Origin of the sequence: Rahnella sp. CFA14(1/10) (assembly GCF_004195095.1) — a bacterium.
Taxonomy (GTDB): Bacteria; Pseudomonadota; Gammaproteobacteria; order Enterobacterales; family Enterobacteriaceae; genus Rahnella; species Rahnella perminowiae.
Genome location: NZ_SEWS01000014.1, coordinates 12292 through 28315, shown reverse-complemented (window position 1 = coordinate 28315; position 16024 = coordinate 12292). Strand labels below are relative to the sequence as shown.

Annotated in this window: 11 protein-coding genes; 7 read left to right on the top strand and 4 right to left on the bottom strand. The window is 53.0% G+C overall.

Features of this window, described 5'->3' with window-relative positions; translation table 11 throughout:
- Positions 1 to 111: 111 nt before the first annotated feature.
- A complete protein-coding gene (gene priA, locus EVX52_RS22755) occupies positions 112 to 2307 on the bottom strand; it encodes a primosomal protein N' (RefSeq protein WP_129955314.1) in 2196 nt (731 codons plus the stop codon).
- Between the two features lie 201 nt (positions 2308 to 2508).
- Here priA and rpmE point away from each other — a divergent pair, with 201 nt between their 5' ends.
- Positions 2509 to 2721, top strand: a complete 213-nt coding sequence (gene rpmE / locus EVX52_RS22750) for a 50S ribosomal protein L31 (RefSeq protein WP_129955316.1) — start codon at positions 2509 to 2511, stop codon at positions 2719 to 2721.
- A 152-nt stretch (positions 2722 to 2873) separates the two neighbouring features.
- Here the strand turns inward: rpmE and metJ are convergent, their stop codons facing one another.
- Positions 2874 to 3191, bottom strand: coding sequence for a met regulon transcriptional regulator MetJ (gene metJ / locus EVX52_RS22745; RefSeq protein ID WP_004392248.1), 318 nt, complete (start codon positions 3189 to 3191; stop codon positions 2874 to 2876).
- Between the two features lie 329 nt (positions 3192 to 3520).
- Here metJ and metB point away from each other — a divergent pair, with 329 nt between their 5' ends.
- The 3 genes from metB to metF all read left to right on the top strand — a co-directional run bounded on the left by metB (position 3521) and on the right by metF (position 8307).
- Complete coding sequence (metB, locus tag EVX52_RS22740; protein WP_129955318.1) at positions 3521 to 4681, top strand: cystathionine gamma-synthase; 1161 nt, start codon at positions 3521 to 3523, stop codon at positions 4679 to 4681.
- A gap of 2 nt (positions 4682 to 4683) precedes the next feature.
- Positions 4684 to 7119 carry a bifunctional aspartate kinase/homoserine dehydrogenase II gene (locus EVX52_RS22735; RefSeq protein WP_129992181.1) on the top strand — a complete coding sequence of 812 codons (2436 nt, stop codon included), beginning with the start codon at positions 4684 to 4686 and terminating at the stop codon, positions 7117 to 7119.
- A 279-nt stretch (positions 7120 to 7398) separates the two neighbouring features.
- Positions 7399 to 8307, top strand: coding sequence for a methylenetetrahydrofolate reductase (metF, locus tag EVX52_RS22730; protein ID WP_129955321.1), 909 nt, complete (start codon positions 7399 to 7401; stop codon positions 8305 to 8307).
- Between the two features lie 71 nt (positions 8308 to 8378).
- Here metF and ppc read toward each other — a convergent pair whose 3' ends face one another.
- Entirely contained in the window at positions 8379 to 11024 is a 2646-nt protein-coding gene (ppc, locus tag EVX52_RS22725; protein ID WP_129955323.1) for a phosphoenolpyruvate carboxylase, read from the bottom strand.
- Between the two features lie 305 nt (positions 11025 to 11329).
- Positions 11330 to 12481, bottom strand: a complete 1152-nt coding sequence (argE, locus tag EVX52_RS22720; RefSeq protein WP_129992180.1) for an acetylornithine deacetylase — start codon at positions 12479 to 12481, stop codon at positions 11330 to 11332.
- 138 nt (positions 12482 to 12619) lie between these two features.
- On the opposite strand from argE, the gene argC reads away from it, so the two are divergent.
- From argC to argH, 3 genes are all read left to right on the top strand, one after another.
- Entirely contained in the window at positions 12620 to 13624 is a 1005-nt protein-coding gene (argC, locus tag EVX52_RS22715) for an N-acetyl-gamma-glutamyl-phosphate reductase (protein WP_129955326.1), read from the top strand.
- Between the two features lie 131 nt (positions 13625 to 13755).
- Positions 13756 to 14529, top strand: coding sequence for an acetylglutamate kinase (argB, locus tag EVX52_RS22710; protein ID WP_129955328.1), 774 nt, complete (start codon positions 13756 to 13758; stop codon positions 14527 to 14529).
- A 104-nt stretch (positions 14530 to 14633) separates the two neighbouring features.
- Positions 14634 to 16007 (top strand): argininosuccinate lyase, encoded by a 1374-nt coding sequence (gene argH, locus EVX52_RS22705; RefSeq protein ID WP_129955330.1) that lies wholly within the window; start codon positions 14634 to 14636, stop codon positions 16005 to 16007.
- The last annotated feature ends 17 nt before the right edge of the window (positions 16008 to 16024 follow it).

Sequence of the window (16024 nt, the reverse complement as noted above, 5' to 3'; positions counted from 1 at the left end):
CAGAATGTGAGTAGGATTTGTTACCTAATTTGCATTAAAAGTGTGACGCAGATGCTTTTTTCGATCCATCACGCAAAAAACCTGACTCTTTATGCATATTTGCTTTGGAGATCAGCTATCAATCGGATCGACATCCAGGGTCCATTTCACTTTTTTGGCTTGTGGCAGACTTAAAATCAGCGGCTGGGAGCTTTTGATCAGATGCTGCAAAACGCGACGTGAAGGGTGCTGCAATAAAAGCTGCCAGCGGAAGCGTCCGCTGCGTTTGGCTTGTAACGCAGGAACCGGCCCCAGGATCCACAGCGAATCATCTTTCAGCGGACTGGATTCGATCAGATTGCGTAACTGCTGAAGAAACAGCGCCGATTGCTGATTATCGTGGTCTTCCGAACGGATCATAATATGGCTGGTATAGGGAGGGAGGAAGACGCTTTTGCGTTCCGCCAGCGTCTGTCTGGCAAACTCGTCGTAGCCCTGTTGCAACAATACCTGCAGTAGAGGATGTTCGGGATGGTGAGTTTGCAATACCACTTCCCCTTGCTTACCTGCGCGACCGGCACGGCCTGACACCTGCGTATAAAGCTGGGCAAAGCGCTCGGCAGAACGGAAATCCGCTGAGAACAAGGCACCGTCTACATCCAGCAGTGATACCAGCGTGACGTCAGGGAAGTGATGCCCTTTTGCCAGCATTTGCGTACCGATAAGAATACGTGCGCCGCCACGATGGACTTCACTCAGATGCTGTTCCAGTGAACCTTTACGGCTGGTGGTATCGCGGTCAATCCGCGTGATAGGCGTATCCGGGAACAACGGTGCCAGTTCATTTTCCAGCTGTTCTGTACCGACGCCGACCGAGACCAGTTGTGTTGAGCCGCAATGCGGACACTGATGCGGCACGGCGCGCTGACTGTCACAATGGTGGCAGCGCAGCTGACGCTGATTCTGGTGCAGGGTGTAATAGTGATCGCAGCGCTGACATTCGGCTATCCAGCCGCACTCATGGCATAGCAGGGCAGGCGCATAGCCACGGCGGTTGAGGAACAACATCACCTGATTATCGGCCTTCAGGTGTTCCTGCATTTTCTGGATCAGCGGTTGAGACAGCCCGACTTTTAGCTGCAACCCTTTTAAATCCAGCAGATTTTGCCGGGCGAGTTTGGCATTTCCGGCTCGTTTGGTCAGTCTGAGCTGGCGATATTTTCCCCGTTCAACATTGTGCAGCGTTTCCAGAGCCGGGGTTGCCGAGCCCATAATAATCGGAATATTTTCAGCGTGAGCGCGGTATACCGCCAGATCACGGGCGTGATAGCGCCAGCCTTCCTGCTGCTTATAAGAACTGTCGTGTTCTTCATCAATGATAATGACACCAAGGCGTGCAAACGGCGTAAACAGCGACGAGCGGGTGCCAATCACAATGCCTGCTTCGCCATTGCGCGCCCGCAGCCAGACGGCGAGGCGTTCGCTGTCGTTCAGACCGGAATGGAGTACATCCACCGGCGCACTGAAACGCTCGCGAAAACGCGCGATGGTTTGCGGCGTCAGGCCAATTTCCGGCACCATCACCAGCGCCTGCCGACCTTGCGCCAGAATGTTTTCCAGCACACTCAGATACACTTCGGTTTTACCCGAGCCGGTCACACCGGCCAGCAACCAGGCGGAAAATTGTTGATCTTCACTGCGGATCGCACCGACGGCGGTGGCCTGCTCGGTATTGAGCCGTAAACGCTCACCGATCACCGAGAAATCCAGCCGCCAGTCGTGCGTGGCGGGCGCGATACTGCGTAAATCCGTCAGCCCTTTGGCACGGAGTGCCTGCAAGGCGGTATCAGTAAGATCCAGGTCGGCGACCTGATGACGATACAACGGTTTTTGCATCAGTGCGGCCATTGCCTGCTGCTGTTTGGGTGCCCGTTTCAGGCTGTCGAGCGGCGTGGCCCGCCCCTGCTCGGTGGCGAACCATTGCCACAGCGGCGTAAGTTCAGCGGCTTTACCCTGACGTAATAACACCGGCAACGCATGGAACAGCACTTCGCCGATCGGATAATGATAATAGTCGGCAGCCCAGAACAGGATGCGCCACAAATCGGGGGTAAACAGGCTGGCACTGTCGAGGACTTCCCGTACCGGTTTCAGTTTTTCCAGGCCAAATTCGCTGAAGTCACTGACTTTGGTCACGATGCCGATGGCGTCACGTTTACCGAAAGGCACACTGACCCGGCAACCCGGTGAAACCTGCATATCAGGCGGCAACAGATAGTCAAAAGTACGGGCGAGCGGGACAGGTAAAGCAACGTGGGCAACAGGCATTGGGGGTCCAGACTATAAAAAAATGACGAGATAGTGTACACTGTGTCCTTCGAAATGCATGAACATCATTGCGCGGTACTCAGAGATTCTGTATGATTCGCCGCCTTTGGTGCATTTCGTACTCAAAGCCTATCATCCACTACGCGTGGTGTCTGACAGAACAGGGTTGGATAGCGACGCGGCCTTAAGAAGAGGTTTTCCATGAAACAAGGTATTCACCCTAAATATGTAGAAATTACTGCAACTTGCTCATGCGGTAATGTTATCAAAACTCACTCAACTGTGGGTCACGATCTGAACCTGGACGTTTGTGGCGAATGTCACCCGTTCTACACTGGTAAGCAACGTGAAGTGGCTACCGGTGGCCGCGTTGACCGCTTCAACAAGCGTTTCAGCGTTCCAAGCAGCAAATAAGCTTCGCTTGAGAGCAAAAAAAGGCGCCTTTGGCGCCTTTTTTGTTGCCTGCCGTTTCACTTCCTGACAAACAATTTTTTTCTCACAAAGATACTGAAATAACGCGCGACGGGGTCGCACGGTCTTTTCAGCATATCTCTGCGTTGCAGCGATCAGTATTCCCAGGTATCAGGATCCACACCCAATTCACGCATCAGGATCTTCGCCGCTTCCGGTATTTCGTCACTGCGTTCTTTACGCAGGTCTTCGTCATTCGGCAAAGGCTGGCCGGTGAAGGCATGCAGAAAAGCCTCACATAATAATTCACTGTTGGTCGCATGACGCAGGTTGTTCACCTGCCGACGGGTGCGTTCATCGGTGAGAATTTTGAGGACTTTCAGCGGAATGGATACCGTGATTTTCTTAACTTGTTCGCTTTTCTTACCGTGTTCAGCGTAAGGGCTGACATATTCGCCGTTCCACTCAGCCATGGGACACCTTAAATTTATCAAAAAATAAAATTCTGAAAACCGCGTGATTATGCCCGATTTTCCCTGTTCTCACTAAGTAAATGTCGGAATTTAACAGGGATATCTCACGTTTTCCCTGCGGCACTGTTCATTTTGCTACCTTGCGCTTAAATCTTCCGGCGCGACACATCTGCCTGACATCTTCATTAATGGCATAATTTTAGCGGGTATTGCGCTGTTGCTCAATCTATACGCAAAGAAGTTTAGATGTCCAGATGTATTGACGTCTATATCTCCGGCGGTTACTCTTTCTATCCTCATCCTTCGCAATTCGTCAGGAATAAACGATTATGACGCACAAGCAAGCCACCATTGCCGTGGGCAGTGGCCTGAACAATGATCAGCAATATGGTTGTGTAGTTCCGCCAATCTACCTTTCCAGCACCTATAACTTTGAAGATTTCAACCAGCCAAGAGCGCATGACTATTCCCGTCGCGGCAACCCGTCACGCGATGTTGTCCAGCGGGCGCTGGCTGATCTGGAAGGCGGTGCCGGTGCGGTTCTGACCAGCAGTGGGATGTCTGCCATTCACCTGGTGTGTACGGTATTCCTGAAACCTGGCGATTTACTGATTGCGCCGCATGACTGCTACGGCGGTAGCTATCGTCTGTTCGACAGTCTGAGCAAACGTGGCGCGTATCGCGTACTGTTTGTGGATCAGGGTGATCCGCAGGCGCTGGCGGATGCGCTGAAAGAAAAACCGAAGCTGGTGCTGATTGAAACCCCGAGCAACCCTTTGCTGCGTGTGGTGGATATACAGGCGATTTGCGATGCCTCACGTGCCGCCGGTGCTCTGACGGTAGTGGACAATACCTTCCTCAGCCCGGCGTTGCAGAACCCGTTGCAGCTTGGTGCGGATTTAGTCGTCCATTCCTGTACTAAATATCTGAACGGGCATTCTGATGTGGTCGCCGGTACGGTAATATCTAAGACTGCAGAACACGCGACAGAGCTGGCATGGTGGGCGAACAACATTGGCGTGACCGCCGCAGCTTTTGACAGCTACCTGTTATTGCGGGGTTTGCGCACATTAACGGTTCGTGTGAAACAGCAACAGGAAAATGCCCTGGCGATTGTGGCTTATTTACAGAAACAATCGCAGGTTAAAAAGCTGTATCATCCGTCGCTGCCGGAAAACCAGGGACATGAAATTGCCCGCCGTCAGCAACGTGGCTTCGGTGCCATGATCAGTTTTGAATTTAACGGAGATGAAGCTCAGTTGCGCCATTTCCTGAAAGAATTGAAGTTATTTACCCTCGCAGAATCACTGGGGGGCGTCGAAAGCCTGATTTCTCATACCGCGACCATGACACACGCTGGCATGGCGCCGGAAGCGCGCAAAGCCGCCGGGATTTCTGACAGCTTGCTCCGTATTTCTGTAGGTCTTGAAGACAGCGAAGATTTGATTGCTGATCTGGAAAATGCATTCCAGTCAGTGGCAACGAGGTAAGTATGAATGCAATAGCGGTTGCAGCGCCGGCGGGAAGCCGTCAGTTGCACAAGTTTGGTGGTAGCAGTCTGGCCGACGTGAAATGTTATCTGCGCGTCGCCGGTATTATGGCCGAGTATGCGAAGCCGGGTGACATGATGGTGGTGTCGGCGGCTGGCAGTACAACTAACCAGCTGATCAGCTGGCTGAAGCTCAGCCAGACAGACAGACTTTCCGCGCATCAGGTTCAGCAAGCTTTGCGCCGTTATCAGAGTGATTTGATAACCGGCCTGTTGCCGCCGGAAATGGCCGAACCGCTTATTGCTTCTTTTATTCATGATCTCGAACGTCTGGCTGTTTTGCTTGACGGCAAAATGACCGATGCAATTTATGCTGAAGTGGTAGGGCACGGCGAAGTCTGGTCCGCACGCCTGATGTCTGCGGTGTTATGCAAACTGGAATTACCGGCCGCCTGGCTGGATGCCCGTGAATTTCTGCGGGCGGAACGTGCTGCACAACCTCAGGTTGATGAAGGCCGTTCTTACCCGCTGCTGCAACAACTTCTCGCGCAGCACCCTCAGCAATATCTGGTGGTGACCGGTTTTATTGCCCGCAGCGACGCGGGTGAAACCGTGCTGCTTGGCCGTAACGGCAGTGACTATTCCGCCACCCAGATTGGTGCACTGGCGAATGCCAGCCGCGTGACCATCTGGAGTGACGTGGCCGGCGTCTACAGCGCTGACCCGCGTAAAGTAAAAGATGCCTGTCTGCTGCCCTTGTTGCGTCTCGATGAAGCCAGTGAACTGGCACGCCTGGCCGCACCGGTTCTTCACACCCGTACTCTTCAACCGGTTTCCGGTAGCGATATCGATTTACAGCTGCGTTGCAGTTATCAGCCGGAGCAAGGATCAACGCGTATCGAACGTGTACTGGCTTCCGGCACCGGTGCGAAAATTGTCACCAGTCACGATGATATTTGTCTGATCGAAATGGTCATTCCGTCAGGTCATGATTTCGGTCTGGCGCAAAAAGATGTCGAACTGCTGCTCAAACGGGCGCAGATCAAACCGCTGTGTACCGGCATTCATCCTGATCGTAATTTACTGCAACTGTGCTACACCTCTGAAGTGGCGGGCAGTGCGTTGCAGGTTCTCGAAGAGGCGGCCCTTCCGGCGCGTCTGACGCTGCGTGAAGGGCTGGCGCTGGTGGCGCTGGTCGGTGCGGGCGTGTGCAAGAACCCGCTGCACAGTCACCGTTTCTATCAGGAGATGAAAGATCAGCCGGTGGAGTTTATCTGGCAGGCCGAAGACGGTATCAGTCTGGTTGCCGTGCTGCGTATCGGCCCGACCGCGCACCTGATTCAGGGGCTGCACAAAACGCTGTTCCGTGCTGAAAAGCAAATCGGTCTGATGCTGTTTGGTAAAGGCAATATCGGTTCACGCTGGCTGGAACTGTTCGCCCGTGAACAAAAGAATATTTCTGCCCGCAGCGGTTTTGAGTTTGTACTGGCGGGTGTGGTTGACAGCAAGCGTAGCCTGCTCAATTACGACGGGCTGGACGCCAGCCGTGCTTTGGCTTTCTTTGATGATGAAGCGCAGGCACACGATGAAGAATCGCTGTTCCTGTGGATGCGTGCGCATCCTTATGACGATTTAGTGGTTCTCGATGTCACCGCCAGCGCTGAACTGGCAGATCAGTATCTGGATTTTGCCAGTTACGGTTTCCATGTTATCAGCGCCAATAAACTGGCGGGGGCATCGGATACGAATAAATATCGTCAGATCCGCGACGCGTTTTCCAAAACTGGCAGCCACTGGTTGTATAACGCCACGGTAGGTGCCGGTTTGCCGGTCAACCATACGGTGCGCGATTTACGTGAAAGCGGTGACAGCATTCTGGCCATCAGCGGAATTTTCTCCGGTACCTTGTCATGGCTGTTCCTGCAATTCGATGGTACGCTGCCGTTCACCGAACTGGTGGATTTAGCCTGGCAGCAGGGGTTAACGGAGCCTGATCCGCGCGATGATTTATCCGGTCAGGACGTCATGCGCAAGCTGGTTATTCTGGCGCGTGAGGCCGGGTATGATATTGAACCGACGCAGGTTCGTGTGGAATCGCTGGTGCCGGAAAGCTGTGTGACCGGATCGGTTGATCAGTTCTTCGAAGACGGTGAGGCGCTGAACCAGCAAATGCTGCAACGTCTGGAAGCGGCCCGCGAAATGGGTCTTGTGCTGCGCTATGTGGCGCGTTTCGATGCTAATGGCAAAGCGCGTGTGGGTGTTGAAGCCGTGCGCGACGACCATCCTCTGGCTGCGTTGCTGCCTTGCGATAACGTGTTTGCTATCGAAAGCCGCTGGTATCGTGATAATCCGCTGGTGATCCGCGGGCCGGGCGCAGGGCGTGACGTCACCGCAGGTGCGTTGCAGTCTGATCTTAACCGCTTGACGCAACTTCTGTAATTCCCTGCGCCTGTCCTTCTCATGGGAATGGGGGGCGAAGTGGTCTGCTAAACCCCCTCCCAGCCTCCCCCTTCGCAGGGGGACGAGCTTAATTCCCCCCAGCAAAACGTCCTCAAAATGAAATTCTTTCAGAAAGCGTGAATATTAATCATCCCCTGGCCTCATTTTAACGTTGACACTTTGCCCGCTTTCCGTCATTTTCTATCTATACGTTTAGACGTCCAAACGTCCATTATAACGAACCATAATCAAAACGCAGTGATCCATGAGGTAGTGTTTATGAGCTTTTTCCACGCAAACCAGCGCGAAGCGCTGAACCAGAATCTGGCAGAGTTACAGGGTCAGATTAACGTTTCTTTCGAATTTTTCCCGCCACGCACCAGCGAGATGGAAGATACGTTGTGGAGTTCTATTGACCGCCTCAGCAGCCTTAAGCCTAAGTTTGTTTCTGTCACCTACGGGGCAAACTCCGGTGAACGCGACCGTACACACAGCATCATCAAAGGCATTAAAGAACGTACCGGTCTGGAAGCTGCACCGCATCTGACCTGTATTGATGCCAGCCGTGATGAACTACGTCAAATCGCACAGGATTACTGGGAAAGTGGCATCCGCCACATTGTAGCTCTGCGTGGCGATTTACCGGCAGGCGGCGGCAAGCCGGAAATGTATGCCACCGATCTGGTAAAGTTGCTGAAAGAAGTGGGTGACTTTGATATTTCCGTTGCGGCCTATCCGGAAGTGCATCCTGAAGCTAAAAGCGCACAGTCAGATCTGATTAACCTGAAACGCAAAATTGATGCCGGTGCGAACCGCGCTATCACGCAGTTTTTCTTCGATGTGGAAAGCTATCTGCGTTTCCGTGACCGCTGTGCCGGTCAGGGGATTGATGTGGAAATTGTGCCGGGTATTCTGCCGGTGTCCAACTTCAAACAGCTGACCCGCTTTGCGACGATGACCAATGTGCGTGTACCGCACTGGATGAACAGCCTGTTCGAAGGGCTGGATAACGACGCCGAAACCCGCAAAATGGTTGGCGCCAACATCGCGATGGACATGGTGAAAATCCTCAGCCGTGAAGGTGTAAAGGACTTCCATTTCTATACCCTGAACCGTGCAGAAATGAGTTACGCAATTTGCCACACACTGGGTGTGCGTCCGGAAATTGACGTGCCGGTTCGCGCCTAATATTTTGCCCTACGCTGAATACAAAAAACCCGCGAATTCGCGGGTTTTTCGTTAGATAGCTTCAGCAGACATTAGCCGGTATTACGCATACCCGCTGCCACGCCGGCAATCGTCACCATCAACGCCTGCTCTACATTCGCATCCTGCTTACCGTCTTTTTCCAGCTCGCGGGAACGGTGCAGCAATTCAGCCTGCAATACGTTCAGCGGGTCAGTGTAGACGTTACGCAGGGCGATAGATTCCGCAATCCACGGTAAATCTTCCATCAGGTGATCGTCGTTAGAAATCGCCAGGATCACTTTAATGTCGCTTGCCAGCTGATCGCGCAGTTGCTGACCGAGCGGCCACAGCTCTTTCTCTACCAGACGATGATCGTAGTATTCCGCCAGCCACAGGTCCGCTTTCGCAAATACCATTTCCAGCATGCCGATGCGGGTGGAGAAGAACGGCCAGTCGCGGCACATGGTTTCCAGCTCGTCACGTTTCCCGCCATCGACCACGGCCTGTAAACCGGCACCGGCGCCCAGCCAGGCTGGTAGCATCAGACGGTTTTGCGTCCAGGCGAAAATCCACGGGATGGCGCGAAGGCTTTCGACGCCACCACTGGCTTTACGTTTCGCCGGTCGTGAACCCAGCGGCAATTTCGCCAGTTCCTGTTCCGGAGTTGCTGCACGGAAGTAAGGCACGAAGTCTTTATTCTCGCGGATATAACCCCGGTACATTTTGCAGGACACGTCAGACAGCTGTTCCATAATATCTACCCAGGCTTGCTTCGGCTCAGGCGGTGGCAACAGGTTGGCTTCCAGAATCGCAGACGTGTACAGCGCCAGGCTGCTGATAGTGACTTCCGGCAATCCGAATTTGAAGCGGATCATTTCGCCCTGTTCGGTCACGCGCAGGCCGCCTTTCAGGCTGCCCGGAGGCTGAGATAACAACGCTGCCTGTGCCGGTGCACCGCCACGGCCGATAGAACCGCCGCGTCCGTGGAACAGTGTCAGGGCAATCCCGGCTTTCTCGCAGGTTTTGATCAGAGCATCCTGAGCACGGTATTGTGCCCATGATGCGGCCATCACGCCCGCGTCTTTTGCGGAGTCGGAATAGCCAATCATCACCATTTGTTTGCCCTGAATGAAACCGCGATACCAGTCAATGCTCAGCAACTGTTTCATGACATCGTCGGCATTGTTCAGGTCGTCGAGCGTTTCGAACAGCGGCGCGACAGGCATCGGGAACGGACAACCGGCTTCTTTGAGCAGCAGGTGTACGGCCAGCACGTCAGACGGTGTACGCGCCATCGAAATGACATACGCTGCAATCGAGCCTTCCGGTGCCTCGGCAATCACCTGACAGGTATCGAGCACTTCTTTGGTGTCGGCACTCGGTTCCCAGTGACGTGGCACCAGCGGACGTTTTGAATTCAGTTCACGGATCAGGAAAGCCTGTTTATCGGATTCTGACCAGCTTTCATAATCGCCCAGACCGAGATAGCGGGTGATTTCAGCGATAGCATCGGTGTGGCGGGTACTTTCCTGACGCACGTCGATACGCACCAGAGGCACGCCGAAGCAGCGCACGCGGCGCAGGGTATCCAGCAACTGGCCGTTGGCAATAATGCCCATATTGCAGGCTTGCAGCGACTGGTAACAGGCGTATAGCGGTGCCCACAGCTGGTCATTTTTCACCAATAAATCATGAGGGCGCGCAACGCGTTCGCCTTTCAGACGAGCTTCCAGATAAACCTGCGTATTGGTCAGCTGAGCACGCAGCTGTTTCATGATTTCACGGTAAGGTTCGATGATATCCGCCCCTCCCGCCAGCTCACGCAGTTCCGGCGTACATTCGGTCATCGACAATTCTGATACCAGCACCGCGATATCACGCAGGAACAGGTCAGTCGCTTTCCAGCGGCTCAGCAACAGTACGTGGCGGGTAATATCGGCCGTCACGTTCGGGTTACCGTCGCGGTCGCCGCCCATCCATGAAGTGAAGCGAACCGGCACGGCTTCCACGGGCATTTTATAATCCAGTGACGTTTCCAGTTGTTCGTTCAGTTCACGCAGGAAAGCAGGTACGCCTTCCCACAGGCTGTTTTCAACGACCGCAAAGCCCCATTTAGCTTCATCCACAGGAGAAGGCCGGTTTTTGCGGATTTCATCGGTGTGCCATGACTGCGCGATCAACTGACGCAAACGACGCATGATTTGTTTGCGTTCGTAATCGGCCAGATCGTTATGGTCGAGCTGCTTGAGGCAGTTATTCACTTCGACCAGTTTGTGGATCAGTGTGCGGCGGGCAATTTCTGTCGGGTGCGCGGTCAGTACCAGTTCAATAGAAAGCTGGTCGACAGCATCACGCAGCTGTTGTTCTGAGAGATTTTTGGATTTCAGGCGATCGAACAATTGTGCCAGGGCTTCAGGATTACTGGCCGCTTCGCCATGTGGCGAAATGCTGTGATATTGTTCAGCCACGTTGGCTAAATTCAGAAACTGGCTAAAAGCACGGGCAACAGGCAGCAGCTCATCATTGGAGAGATTTTGCAACGTTGACAGTAATTCTTGTCGATCCGCGTCGTTTCCGGCACGGGAGGATTTCGACAGCTTACGGATTTTCTCAACACGATCCAGGATATGCTCTCCCAACGTATCTTTGATCGTGTCGCCTAGCAATTTACCTAAGGTACTGACATTACTTCGCATTGCGGAATATTGTTCGTTCATATTACCTCTGACCCGTTCTCTCGTTTAATTTTTATATTCTGTAAATAACTTTCACCCGTCAGGCATTCTTGCCCCGTTCACCCTGCCAACCTGGCCATACTTTTAAATGCAGCACTTGTTTTAACCCAAAAACCCCTCATCACTCACGTGAAAAATGGTCTTTTTGGCCATGTCGCTGAAATTTAATTACAACCGCGACGATATCAGTTTGGCTAATCCTGCTTTTGTTCAATAGCAACGTTGTACAGTATCAAAGGGCGCCCGTAAGCGCCCTGTTTGTTTCTTCATCAGTGCGTCATTCAGTATCAGTGATAGCAGAAATGATGAACGACCTGAGAAATCAGCTCGCGAGTCGGTTTAATGAACGCCATATCAATATATTCATCTGGCTGATGCGCCTGATCGATAGAACCCGGTCCGAGTACCAGTGTCGGACACAGTTCCTGAATAAACGGTGCCTCGGTGCAGTAGTTAACAATTTCTGTTTCCACACCCAGCAGTTTTTCGACTACCTGTACCAGCGGGTGATCCGGCGGACATTCATAACCCGGGATGGGCGGGTGCAGTTCTTCAATCTCAATACGTCCCGGCCAGCGTTCACTGACCGGGGCCAGCGCTTCGTTCAGCAGACCGTCAATCTCAGTCAGCGTCAGACCCGGCAGCGGGCGGATATCCATATGCATTTCGCAGCACGCGCAAATGCGGTTTGGCGCATCGCCGCCGTTGATATAACCAAAGTTCATGGTCGGGTACGGGATCACGAAACCACTGTGGTTGTAACGGCTTTTCAGCGTATTGCGCAGCGTCATTAAATGGGTAATCGATTCGTGCATCAGTTCAATAGCGTTCACGCCGCGGGACGGATCACTGGAGTGGCCGGACTGACCGGTGATACGAATAGCATTTGACAGATGTCCCTTGTGTGCACGAACCGGCTTGAGCGAAGTAGGTTCACCGATGATGGCGCAGTCAGGGCGGATCTTTGCGTTTTTGGAAAAATAGCTGGCACCGGCCATCGTGGTTTCTTCATCCGCAGTCGCCAAAATATACAGCGGTTTAGTCAGTTTAGTCAGATCAACATCGCGCAGTGAATCGAGGATAAAGGCGAAGAAACCTTTCATGTCGGCAGTCCCTAAACCATAGAGCTTATTTTCATGCTCGGTCAGGGTGAAAGGATCACGTGTCCAGCGGCCATCATCGAACGGAACGGTATCGGTATGGCCTGCCAGCAGTAAACCACCCGCGCCTTCGCCAGTACTGGCTAACATATTGAATTTATGCCGTGTTCCTGGAACGGGTTGCACTTCGACTTTGAAGCCTAAATCACCGAACCAGCCTGCCAGTAAATTGATTAACGTTTCATTGCTCTGGTCCAGTGCAGCATCTGTCGCGCTGATGGAAGGGGTGGCGATTAACGCCCGGTAGAGCTCAATAAAAGGAGGTAATTTCATCTTCACTGTTGACAGCCTTTAGTTAGGGTAGTATTCATATTCATGCAATAATTGTGAATAAAAATACAATAAGCCAGCGCGTAAGGAAACCGGAAAAAAATTCATCCGGCCCCTACCCCAAAATTGAGAAGGTGAACAAGCCCTATGTTGAATACGCTGATTGTTGGTGCCACAGGTTATGCCGGAGCTGAACTCGCTGCTTACCTGAATCGCCACCCACAGATGAACATAACCGGTTTAACGGTTTCAGCGCAAAGTGCAGATGCAGGAAAATTACTTTCTGATTTGCATCCTCAATTAAAAGGCATCGTCGATTTGCCTGTTTTGCCTCTGACTGATGTGGCTGAAGCAGCGAAAGGTGTCGATGTTGTTTTTCTGGCGACAGCGCATGAAGTCAGCCACGATTTAGCGCCACAGTTTCTGGCGGCTGGCTGCGTGGTGTTTGACCTGTCCGGTGCTTTCCGCGTCAGCAAACCTGAGTTTTACACTGAATTCTACGGCTTTGAGCATCAGCATCTCGAACTGCTCGATCAGGCTGTATACGGTCTGGCCGAATGGCAGGCTGACAAATTAAAAGACGCACAGCTGATTGCTGTTCCGGGCTGTTACCCGACCGCGTCACAGCTGGCGCTCAAACCCCTTATCGACAATGGTTTGCTTAATGACAGCCAGTGGCCGGTCATCAATGCCACCAGCGGTGTCAGCGGCGCTGGCCGTAAAGCGACACTCGGCAACAGTTTCTGCGAAGTCAGTCTTCAGCCTTACAAACTCTTCAGCCACCGTCATCAGCCAGAAATTGCCGAACATCTTGGCGTGCCGGTGATTTTCACGCCGCATTTGGGCAATTTTCCGCGCGGTATTCTGGCGACTATCACCTGCCGTCTGAACGCGGGTGTGACGGAGCAGGACGTGGCGGAAGCCTTCCATAATGCGTATCACGATAAACCGCTGGTGCGTTTGTACACCAAAGGCGTCCCGGCGCTGAAAGATGTGGTCGGTCTGCCATTCTGCGATATCGGTTTTGCGGTGAAAGGTGAACATCTGATTGTGGTAGCGACGGAAGATAACGTGCTCAAAGGCGCGTCTGCTCAGGCAGTTCAGTGCATGAATATCCGTTTCGGCTTCCCGGAAACACAATCATTGCTTTAACCAGCCGTCAGATTGACTGTAAACAGAAAACAACCGCCCCTGAGCGTTTATTCAGACGCGCAGGGGTGTTAGATTAAATTAAACGTATTGTTATTAATTAACATTCTCAACCGGTCGGGGCGCGAACAGCTATGAATCCGTTAGTCATCAAGTTAGGTGGTGTGTTGCTGGACAATGAAGAAGCACTTGAGCGGCTGTTCATGGCAATAGTGGCTTATCGCCAGGAATATCACCGCCCGCTGGTTATTGTTCATGGTGGTGGCTGCCTGGTTGACGAGCTGATGAAAAAGCTGAATCTGCCTGTCGTGAAAAAAGCCGGTCTGCGCGTGACACCGGCTGATCAGATTGACATTATCACGGGTGCACTCGCCGGCAGCGCGAACAAAACTCTGTTGGCGTGGGCGGTCAAAAATCACATCAACGCGGTTGGCCTGTCTCTGGCTGACGGCGGCACCGTCAGCGTTACGCAACTGGATGCATCACTGGGCTTCGTCGGTAAAGCCGAAGCGGGTGATCCGGCGCTGATTAACACATTGCATGGCGCAGGCTACCTGCCGATTGTCAGTTCTATTGGCATCACCGCAACCGGTGAGCTGATGAATGTTAACGCCGATCAGGCAGCAACTGCACTGGCGGCCACGCTGGGCGCGGATCTGATCCTGCTGTCTGATGTCAGCGGAATTCTTGATGGCAAAGGCCAGCGTATTCCGGAAATGAGTGCAGAGAAAGCCGAACAGCTTATCGGGCAGGGTATTATCACCGATGGCATGATCGTCAAAGTTAACGCTGCGCTGGACGCTGCACGTTCTCTCGGACGTCCTGTGGATATCGCCAGCTGGCGTCACGCTGAGCAATTACCCGCACTGTTTAATGGCGTTGCGATCGGAACACGCATTCTGGGGTAATTCACCTCCCGGCAGGTTTAAATCTGACGCGCATTCGGTACACACTTTTGTCAGGGCGCAGCCATATTGCGCCCTTTTGCATAAAAAATTTCAGGAGCAGGAAAATGGCACTTTGGGGCGGACGTTTTACTCAGGCAGCAGATCAGCGGTTTAAAGAACTGAATGACTCACTGCGTTTCGATTACCGGCTGGCGGAGCAGGATATTGTGGGCTCGGTAGCCTGGTCCAAAGCGCTGGTGACTGTGAATGTATTAACCGCTGACGAACAGCTTCAGCTGGAAGACGCATTGACTGTGTTGCTGGAAGAAGTCCGTGCCAATCCCCGCGCTATTTTAGCCAGTGATGCCGAAGATATTCATAGCTGGGTTGAAGGCAAACTGATCGACAAAGTTGGCAATCTCGGTAAGAAATTGCACACCGGCCGCAGCCGTAACGATCAGGTCGCGACTGACATCAAACTGTGGTGTAAAACACAGGTGGTTGAACTGCGTGAGGCGCTGCATCATTTGCAGCAGGCGCTGGTCGCCACGGCCGAAGCTAATCAGGACGCCGTGATGCCGGGTTACACCCATCTGCAACGCGCCCAGCCGGTGACGTTTGCGCACTGGTGCATGGCGTATGTTGAAATGCTGGCGCGTGACGAAAGCCGCCTGAAAGACACGCTGGCTCGTCTGGACGTCAGTCCGCTGGGCTGTGGCGCACTGGCCGGTACTGCCTATCCGATGGATCGCGAACAACTGGCTGGCTGGTTAGGTTTCGCTTCTGCGACACGTAACAGCCTCGACAGTGTTTCTGATCGTGACCATGTTCTGGAGCTGCTTTCCAACGCGGCCATCAGCATGGTTCACCTTTCACGTTTTGCAGAAGACCTGATTTTCTTCAATACCGGTGAAGCGGCGTTTATCGATTTGTCCGATCGTGTCACCTCCGGCTCTTCCCTGATGCCACAGAAGAAGAATCCGGATGCACTGGAGCTGATCCGTGGTAAGTGTGGTCGTGTGCAGGGCGCGCTTACCGGTATGATGATGACGATGAAGGGTCTTCCGCTGGCGTACAACAAAGACATGCAGGAAGATAAAGAAGGGCTGTTCGACGCACTCGATACCTGGATGGATTGTCTGAACATGGCATCGCTGGTGCTGGATGGTATTCAGGTAAAACGCCCAAGGGCAAAAGAAGCCGCGCAACAGGGCTATGCTAACTCCACCGAACTGGCAGATTATCTGGTTGCCAAGGGTGTTCCGTTCCGTGAGGCGCACCATATTGTGGGTGAAGCGGTAGTGGAAGCGATTAATCAGGGCAAAGCGCTGGAAGAATTACCGCTGGCAGATTTGCAGAAATTCAGCAGCGTGATTGGCGACGATGTTTACGCCATTCTCGAACTGCAATCTTGTCTCGACAAACGAGCCGCTAAAGGCGGTGTTTCTCCGCAGCAGGTTGCACAGGCGATTGCTGATGCGAAGGCGCGTTTAGCGTAAATAAAAAAGGCGGATCA